We start from the raw sequence: 8,085 nt of genomic DNA, 5'->3' as shown, positions 1-8,085 counted from the left end.
GGGCGCTCAGTTCCGTGCCCCCCGGCGGGGTGCGAGCGCCGCGGGGCACGGAACTGAGCGCCCTGGGATGGCAGCAGGAAGCCGCTTTGCGGATGCTCCAGAACAACCTGGACCCCGAGGTCGCCGAACACCCCGAGGACCTCGTCGTCTACGGCGGCACCGGCAAGGCCGCCCGCGACTGGCGCTCCTTCGACGCCATGGTCCGCACCCTGCGGACCCTCAAGGCCGACGAGACCATGCTCGTCCAGTCCGGCCGTCCCGTCGGCGTCCTGCGGACCCACGAATGGGCCCCGCGTGTGCTCCTGGCCAACTCCAACCTCGTCGGCGACTGGGCCACCTGGGAGGAGTTCCGCCGCCTGGAGGCCCTCGGCCTGACCATGTACGGCCAGATGACCGCCGGTTCCTGGATCTACATCGGCACCCAGGGCATCCTCCAGGGCACCTACGAGACCTTCGCCGCCGTCGCCGCGAAGAGGTTCGGCGGCTCGCTCGCCGGCACCATCACCCTGACCGCCGGCCTCGGCGGCATGGGCGGCGCCCAGCCGCTCGCGGTGACCATGAACGACGGCGTGGCCCTCTGCGTCGACTGCGACCCGCGCGCCATCGAGCGCCGCATCGAGCACCGCTACCTGGATGTGCGGGCCGACTCCCTCGACCACGCCCTCGAGCTGGCCGTCGAGGCGCGCGACGCCCGGCGTCCGCTGTCCATCGGCGTCCTCGGCAACGCCGCCGACCTCGTCCCGCGGCTGCTCGCCATGGGCGCGCCCATCGACGTCGTCACCGACCAGACCTCCGCCCACGACCCTCTGTCGTACCTGCCGCTCGGCATCGACTTCGCGGACATGGCCGAGGCCGCCGCCAAGGACCCGGCCGGGTTCACCGCCCGGGCCCGCGAGTCCATGGCCCGGCATGTCGAGGCGATGGTCGGCTTCCTGGACGCCGGCGCCGAGGTCTTCGACTACGGCAACTCCATCCGCGGCGAGGCGAAACTGGCCGGATACGAGCGGGCGTTCGACTTCCCCGGCTTCGTTCCCGCCTACATCCGGCCGCTGTTCTGCGAGGGCAAGGGCCCCTTCCGCTGGGCCGCGCTGTCGGGGGAGGCGTCCGACATCGCCAAGACCGACCGGGCGATCCTGGAGCTGTTCCCCGAGAACGAGTCCCTGGCCCGCTGGATCAGGATGGCGGGCGAGCGCGTCCGCTTCCAGGGCCTGCCCGCGCGCATCTGCTGGCTCGGCTACGGCGAGCGGGACAAGGCGGGCGAGCGGTTCAACGACATGGTCGCCGGCGGTGAGCTGCAGGCGCCGATCGTCATCGGCCGTGACCACCTCGACTGCGGTTCCGTCGCCTCCCCCTACCGGGAGACCGAGGCCATGCGCGACGGATCCGACGCGATCGCCGACTGGCCGCTGCTGAACGCGATGGTCAACGTGGCCTCGGGAGCCTCCTGGGTGTCGATCCACCACGGCGGCGGCGTCGGCATGGGCCGCTCGATCCACGCCGGGCAGGTCACGGTGGCCGACGGCACGGCGCTGGCCGGCGAGAAGATCCGCCGGGTGCTCACCAACGACCCCGGCATGGGCGTGATCCGGCACGTCGACGCCGGATACGAGCGCGCGGAGGAGGTGGCCCGGGAACGGGGGGTCCGGGTGCCCATGCGCGAGGGGGACGACGCGTGACCCGGCGCCCCGACGACGGCCCCGAGCCCCCGGCGGACGGCGGCTCCCTCCGCGGCGATTCCCTCCGCGGCGATTCCCTGCGCGGCGATTCCTTTCACGTGATGTGGCGGGACCTGGCCGCCATCGGGCGGCACGCGGCGTCCGGCGGCTACCGCCGGTTCGCGTGGACGGCCGCCGACGCGGAGTGCCGGGCCTGGTTCGAGGAGCAGGCCCGGGCCCGCGGGCTGATGTACGAGGTCGACCGGAACGGGAACCAGTGGGCCTGGCTCGGGGACCCCGCCCGGGGGAACGCCGTGGTCACCGGCTCGCATCTCGACTCCGTGCCCGACGGCGGGGCCTTCGACGGGCCCCTGGGAGTCGTGTCCGCCTTCGCCGCCCTCGACGAACTGCGCGGCCGGAACGCGCGGTTCACCCGGCCGCTCGCCGTCGTCAACTTCGGGGACGAGGAGGGCGCCCGGTTCGGGCTCGCCTGCGTCGGGTCGCGGCTGACCGCCGGACGGCTCACCGCCGAGCAGGCGCACCGGCTCACCGACGGCGACGGGATCACGCTGCCCCGGGCCATGGAGGCCGCCGGGTACGACCCCGACGCCATCGGACCGGACCCGGAGCGCCTCGCCCGCATCGGGGCCTTCGTCGAACTGCACATCGAACAGGGACGCGCCCTCGACCTCACCGGCGACGCCGTCGGCGTGGCCAGTGCGATCCGGCCGCACGGACGGTGGCGGTTCGACTTCCGGGGCGAGGCCAACCACGCCGGCACCACCCGGACGCCCGACCGGCGCGACCCGATGCTGCCGTACGCCGAGACCGTGCTCGCCGCCCGGCGCGAGGCCGAGCGCACCGGTGCCGTCGCCACCTTCGGCAAGATCGCCGTGGAGCCGAACGGCGTCAACGCCATCCCCTCCCTGGTGCGCGGCTGGCTCGACTCCCGGGCCGTCGACCAGCAGACCCTCGACACCGTGGTCGGCGGCATCGAGAAGGCGGCCCGCGCCTCCGCCGCGGCACACGGCGTCGACGTGGACCTGGTGCGCGAGTCCTTCACCCCCGTGGTCGAGTTCGACCACGCCCTGCGGGACGAACTGGCCCGCATCCTGGGCAAGGACACCGGCCTGACGGTGCCCGTGCTCGACACGGGCGCGGGACACGACGCCGGGATCCTGGCCGGGAGCATTCCGACCGCCATGCTGTTCGTGCGCAACCCCACCGGTGTCTCGCACGCTCCGGCCGAGTTCGCCGCCGAGGACGACTGCGTGGCAGGGGTGCGCGCACTGGCCGACGTACTGGAAGGGCTGGCCTGCGCGTGACGACGACCCATCCGCGGACGTACTGGCTGGAGCACGCGTGGCTCGGTACGTTCCCCCAAGCTCTCGACAGCGCTCGAGCAGGGGGGACCCCCACCCAAGCTCTCGACAGCGCTCGAGCAGGGGGGACCCCCACCCAAGCTCTCGACGGCGCTCGAGCAGGGGGGACCCCCACCCAAGCTCTCGACGACGCTCGGGCGGAGGAGACTCCCGTCGCGTCGGGCGTGGTGCTGGAGGTGCGCGACGGCCGTGTCGCGGCCGTCCGCACCGGCGTGCCCTCCCCGCCGCCGGGAGCCGAGCCCCTCAGAGGACTGACGCTTCCCGGCCTCGCCAACGCGCACAGCCACGCCTTCCACCGGGCCCTGCGCGGCACCGTCCAGGTCGGCTCCGGAACCTTCTGGACCTGGCGCGAGGTCATGTACGCCACCGCCGACCGGCTCACCCCGGAGAACTACCACGCACTGGCCCGCGCGGTGTACGCCGAGATGGCCCTGGCCGGCATCACGGCCGTCGGCGAGTTCCACTACGTCCACCACGCGCCGGGCGGCTCCCGGTACACCGACCCGAACGCGATGGGCGAGGCCCTGATCGAGGCCGCCGCCGAGGCCGGCATCCGCATCACCCTCCTCGACGCCTGCTATCTCTCCTCCGGCTTCGGGCAGCCGCCGAACCCTCCCCAACTCCGCTTCTCCGACGGCACGGCCGAGGCCTGGGCCGAACGCTGCTCGGCTCTCAAGGAACGGGAGCACGCACGGATCGGGGCCGCCGTGCACTCCGTACGGGCCGTGCCCGCACGGGAGCTGGCGACGGTCGCGCGGTGGGCCGGGGAACGGCGGGCCCCGCTGCACGTCCATCTGTCGGAGCAGACCGCGGAGAACGACGCCTGCCGGGCGGCCCACGGGTGCACCCCGGCCCGGCTGCTGGCCGACCACGGCGTCCTCGGTCCGCGCACCACCGGTGTGCACAACACCCACCTCACCGACGAGGACATCGCCCTCATCGGCCGCTTCGGCACCGGCACCTGCATGTGCCCGACCACCGAACGGGACCTGGCCGACGGCATCGGCCCCGCCCCGGCCCTGCAGCGCGCGGGCTCCCCGCTGAGCCTCGGCTCCGACAGCCACGCCGTCGTCGACCTGTTCGAAGAGGCCCGCGCGATGGAGCTGAACGAACGGCTGCGCACCCGTACCCGCGGCCACTGGACGGCCGCGGCCCTGCTGCGGGCCGCCACCGCCGGCGGACACGCGGCCCTCGGCTGGAGCGACGCGGGCACCCTCGGCCCCGGTGCCCTCGCCGACTTCACGACGATCGCGCTGGACTCGGTCAGAACCGCGGGCACACGGCCCGAACTCGGCGCCGAGACGGCCGTGTTCGCGGCGACGGCGGCGGATGTGCGCCATACGGTCGTGGGCGGACGCCCCGTCGTGCGGGACGGAGTCCACACCCTGGTCCCCGATGTGCCGTCAGCGCTGGCGGACGCCGTCGAAGCCCTGCGCGGCTGAACCCCACCGCCCCTGCCGAGGACGCCATGAGCAGCACCGTCATCACCAACATCGCCACGCTGGTCACCAACGACCCCTCCCTCGGACGAGGGCTCCCCCGCTCCGGCACGTCCGGAAGCGGGGGAGACTCCCCCCTCGGACTCGTCCAGGACGCGGCCGTCGTCATCGACGGCGACCGCATCGCGTGGATCGGTGAGTCCAGGAAAGCACCCGCCACTGACAACCGGGTCGACGCCGGCGGCCGGACGGTGATCCCGGGCTTCGTCGACTCCCACTCCCACCTGGTCTTCGCGGGCGACCGCACCGAGGAGTTCAACGCCCGCATGTCCGGCCGGCCCTACAGCGCGGGCGGCATCCGCACCACGGTCGCCGCCACCCGCGCCGCCACCGACGCGGAGCTGGAGGCCAACCTCACCCGCTACCTCGCCGAGGCCCTGCGCCAGGGCACGACCACGCTCGAGACGAAGTCCGGGTACGGGCTGACCGTCGCCGACGAGGCCCGTGCCCTGCGCATCGCCGCCCGCCACACCGACGAGGTCACCTACCTCGGCGCACACATCGTTCCCCCCGACTACGCCGAGGACCCGGCGGGGTACGTCGAGCTGGTCACCGGGGAGATGCTCCGGGCCTGCGCCCCCCACGCCCGCTGGATCGACGTGTTCTGCGAGAAGGGCGCCTTCGACGGCGACCAGGCCCGCGCGATCCTCACCGCGGGCAAGGCCAGGGGCCTGCACCCGCGCATCCACGCCAACCAGCTCACCCACGGCCCCGGCGTCCAGCTCGCCGTCGAACTCGACGCGGCCAGCGCCGACCACTGCACCCATCTGACCGACGCGGACGTCGACGCCCTGGCCTCCGGCACCACGGTCGCCACCCTGCTGCCCGGCGCCGAGTTCTCCACCCGCGCCCCCTGGCCCGACGCCCGCCGCCTGCTGGACGCCGGGGTCACGGTCGCGCTGTCCACCGACTGCAACCCGGGCTCGTCCTTCACGTCCTCGATGCCGTTCTGCATCGCGCTCGCCGTGCGGGACATGGGCATGACGCCCGACGAGGCGGTCTGGGCGGCGACGGAGGGCGGAGCGCGGGCCCTGCGCCGCGACGACGTGGGCCGGCTGACCCCCGGTGCCCGTGCCGACCTCGTCGTCCTCGACGCGCCCAGCCATGTCCACCTGGCCTACCGCCCGGGCGTTCCCCTGGTCGCCCAGGTCTGGCGGAAGGGCGTGCGCGAGGTGTGACGAGGCCCGCCCGGACACCGCCGCCGCCCCGCCGCAGGACGTGCGGGACTGCCCGGAAAAGAGCGACGGCAAAGGACGACGAAGAAGAGGGCCGCGCAGAGGGCTGCCCGGATGAGGGCCGCCCGGAAGAGGGCAGGCCGGAAGGCGGCTGCCCGGAAAGGGGACTGTCCGGAAAGGGGACTGTCCGGGAGAGGACGGGCGGGACGCGGTCCGTCCGGTGCCGGGAGCGGCACCGGACGAAGGCGCCCGGCCCCGTCACTCCTCCACGGTCAGTCCCTTGCGCAATCGTCCGAGCGTGCGCGAGAGCAGCCGCGAGACATGCATCTGCGAGATGCCGAGCTCCTCGCCGATCTCCGACTGGGTCATATTGGCCACGAACCGCAGGGACAGGATCTTCCGGTCCCGGGAGGGCAGCTCGGCGATCAGCGGCTTCAACGACTCGACGTACTCGATGCCCTCGAGCCCGTTGTCCTCGTATCCGATGCGGTCCGCCAGGGCGCCCTCGGAGTCGTCCTCCTCCGGCTGGGCGTCCAGCGAGGAGGCGGTGTACGCGTTGGAGGCGGTCATGCCCTCGACCACCTCGTCCCTGGTCAGGCCGAGGTACTCGGCGAGTTCGCCCACCGTGGGGGCGCGGTCGAGGCGCTGGGCCAGCTCGTCACCGGCCTTGGCGAGGTCCAGGCGCAGCTCCTGCAGCCGGCGCGGGACGCGCACGGACCAGGAGGTGTCGCGGAAGAAGCGCTTGATCTCGCCGATGATGGTCGGCATCGCGAACGTGGGGAACTCCACGCCCCGGGAGAGTTCGAAGCGGTCGATCGCCTTGATCAGGCCGATGGTGCCGACCTGGATGATGTCCTCCATCGGTTCGCTGCGGGAGCGGAAGCGGGAGGCGGCGAACTTGACCAGCGCGAGGTTGAGCTCGACGAGTGTGTTGCGGACGTACGAGTACTCGTGGGTGCCTTCCTCGAGGGACTCCAGCCGCGCGAAGAGGGTCTTGGACAGGGCCCGGGCGTCGTCCGGGGCCACTTCGTCGTACGGGGGGATGTCCGGAAGCCCGGCCAGTGAGGCCCGATCGGCCCGCTCGGCGCTTGCGTCGTGAAGCTCGGTGGGATCCGGGTGCTCCGTGGGGGGTGCCGACGTCGCCTTCTGGGGATGCGATGCGTCGAGCCGGGGTGACATGATGTCCTCCATCGTTCTCGGCATATGGCTGCCGAAGCCAGTGCGTGCACTGCGGTGTGCGGCGCCTCCAAAGCCGGCCGTGTCGGGTACAGGTCCTTACTAGCCCTACCTGCTTCCCCGACACTGTGGCAAGTGTGTTGCGTGGGAGTGTGCCTGTTCGTGTGCGTTTGTCGGGTGTTGCTGCGCTGCAGGAAGGCGTAGTGTTCGAGGGCGTCAGTCAGCGGACCAAGACCCCGGGAGAGAAGACGGCATGGACCACGGGACGGTCGGCAGCGCACAGTCGGGCCGGCTTCTGGTGGAGGTGCGGCAGGAGGGCTCCAGCGCCGTCGTGACTCCAGCGGGTGAGCTGGATCACCACACGGCCGACCTGCTGCGCGAACCGCTCGAGGAGTGCCTCGCCAAGGGGTGCTCGCGACTGGTGGTGGACTGCTCCCGCCTGGAGTTCTGCGACTCCACGGGGCTGAACGTGCTGCTGGGCGCACGGCTGAAGGCGGAGGCGGCCGGAGGCGGTGTGCATCTCGCCGGAATGCAGCCGGTGGTGGCTCGGGTGTTCGAGATCACCGGGGCCGACGCGGTCTTCAGCGTGCACGACACGCTCGAGGACGCCCTGGCCGACGAGACCGGCTGAGCCGGCCGCTGGAACGCCGACGTGTCCTCCTTCCTTTTCCTCTCCCACTCCCGCACCCGACGCGTACCGGGCATTGCTCCCCACGGGCCGAAAACAGGGGTGTTCCACCGGATCGGTCGGGCAGGAGAGATCCTGAGCGGATCGGCTGCCCGCACGAGGCCCGGTGAGCGGGATTCCCGCATGTGCACGGACACACCGGCCGTGCGCATGCGAAGCGACGGATGACCTTTGAATCGTGAACTGGTGGATCGGTGAGGTGAAGCGCTGATGAGCACCACCCGGCCCTACTCGCCGGGCGACCGCGGCCCGGAGCCCAGCGGCGCTTCCGGGATGCCCGAGGGGGATGTACCGGCAGGAGGGGCGTCCACAGGGGGGACGACGGCCGTGCCGGCGGCCCCGCCGGGGGGACGCCAGGTCCGCACGCTGAACTTCGACGGCCAGAGCGGTGTCGTGCCCCTCGCCCGGGACTTCACCCGTCAGGCGCTGTACGCATGGGGCTGGCTGCCCGCCACGACCGCCGACCAGCGGGCCGCCGCCGAGGACGTGCTCCTCGTCGTCTCCGAGCTG

At 72.7% G+C, this 8,085-nt stretch carries 6 protein-coding genes and 1 pseudogene; 6 read left to right on the top strand and 1 reads right to left on the bottom strand.

The features are described 5' to 3' along the window. The first annotated feature begins 14 nt into the window (after positions 1-14). The 4 genes from hutU to hutI all read left to right on the top strand — a co-directional run bounded on the left by hutU (position 15) and on the right by hutI (position 5,714). Complete coding sequence (gene hutU, locus CCN35_RS14985; protein ID WP_086793051.1) at positions 15-1,676, top strand: urocanate hydratase; 1,662 nt, start codon at positions 15-17, stop codon at positions 1,674-1,676. A gap of 101 nt (positions 1,677-1,777) precedes the next feature. After that, positions 1,778-2,980, top strand: a complete 1,203-nt coding sequence (locus CCN35_RS14980; protein ID WP_086793057.1) for an allantoate amidohydrolase — start codon at positions 1,778-1,780, stop codon at positions 2,978-2,980. Beyond that, complete coding sequence (locus CCN35_RS14975) at positions 2,977-4,479, top strand: formimidoylglutamate deiminase (RefSeq protein ID WP_425444295.1); 1,503 nt, start codon at positions 2,977-2,979, stop codon at positions 4,477-4,479. Before CCN35_RS14980 ends, CCN35_RS14975 begins: the two co-directional genes overlap by 4 nt. Positions 4,480-4,505: 26 nt before the next feature. Beyond that, positions 4,506-5,714: an imidazolonepropionase gene (gene hutI, locus CCN35_RS14970; RefSeq protein WP_086793049.1), complete on the top strand. Its 1,209-nt coding sequence runs from the start codon at positions 4,506-4,508 to the stop codon at positions 5,712-5,714. A gap of 255 nt (positions 5,715-5,969) precedes the next feature. Here the strand turns inward: hutI and CCN35_RS14965 are convergent, their stop codons facing one another. Then, positions 5,970-6,890, bottom strand: coding sequence for an RNA polymerase sigma factor SigF (locus tag CCN35_RS14965; RefSeq protein WP_086793053.1), 921 nt, complete (start codon positions 6,888-6,890; stop codon positions 5,970-5,972). Positions 6,891-7,140: 250 nt separating this feature from the next. Here CCN35_RS14965 and CCN35_RS14960 point away from each other — a divergent pair, with 250 nt between their 5' ends. Continuing rightward, complete coding sequence (locus CCN35_RS14960; protein WP_086793047.1) at positions 7,141-7,518, top strand: STAS domain-containing protein; 378 nt, start codon at positions 7,141-7,143, stop codon at positions 7,516-7,518. A gap of 267 nt (positions 7,519-7,785) precedes the next feature. Beyond that, a pseudogene (locus CCN35_RS14955) lies at positions 7,786-8,085 on the top strand (ATP-binding protein); the annotation flags it as partial.

Source organism: Streptomyces thermovulgaris, assembly GCF_002155915.1.
GTDB classification, from domain to species: Bacteria; Actinomycetota; Actinomycetes; order Streptomycetales; family Streptomycetaceae; genus Streptomyces; species Streptomyces thermovulgaris.
Note: the sequence above shows the minus strand (reverse complement) of the source record. Positions and strands in the feature narration are given on the sequence as shown.

Excerpts from the sequence above, each read along its gene's own strand:
- CCN35_RS14980 (WP_086793057.1), top strand. The coding sequence starts at position 1,778 with ATGTGGCGGGACCTGGCCGCCATCGGGCGGCACGCGGCGTCCGGCGGC.
- hutI (WP_086793049.1), top strand. The coding sequence starts at position 4,506 with ATGAGCAGCACCGTCATCACCAACATCGCCACGCTGGTCACCAACGAC.
- CCN35_RS14965 (WP_086793053.1), bottom strand. The coding sequence starts at position 6,890 with ATGTCACCCCGGCTCGACGCATCGCATCCCCAGAAGGCGACGTCGGCA.
- CCN35_RS14960 (WP_086793047.1), top strand. The coding sequence starts at position 7,141 with ATGGACCACGGGACGGTCGGCAGCGCACAGTCGGGCCGGCTTCTGGTG.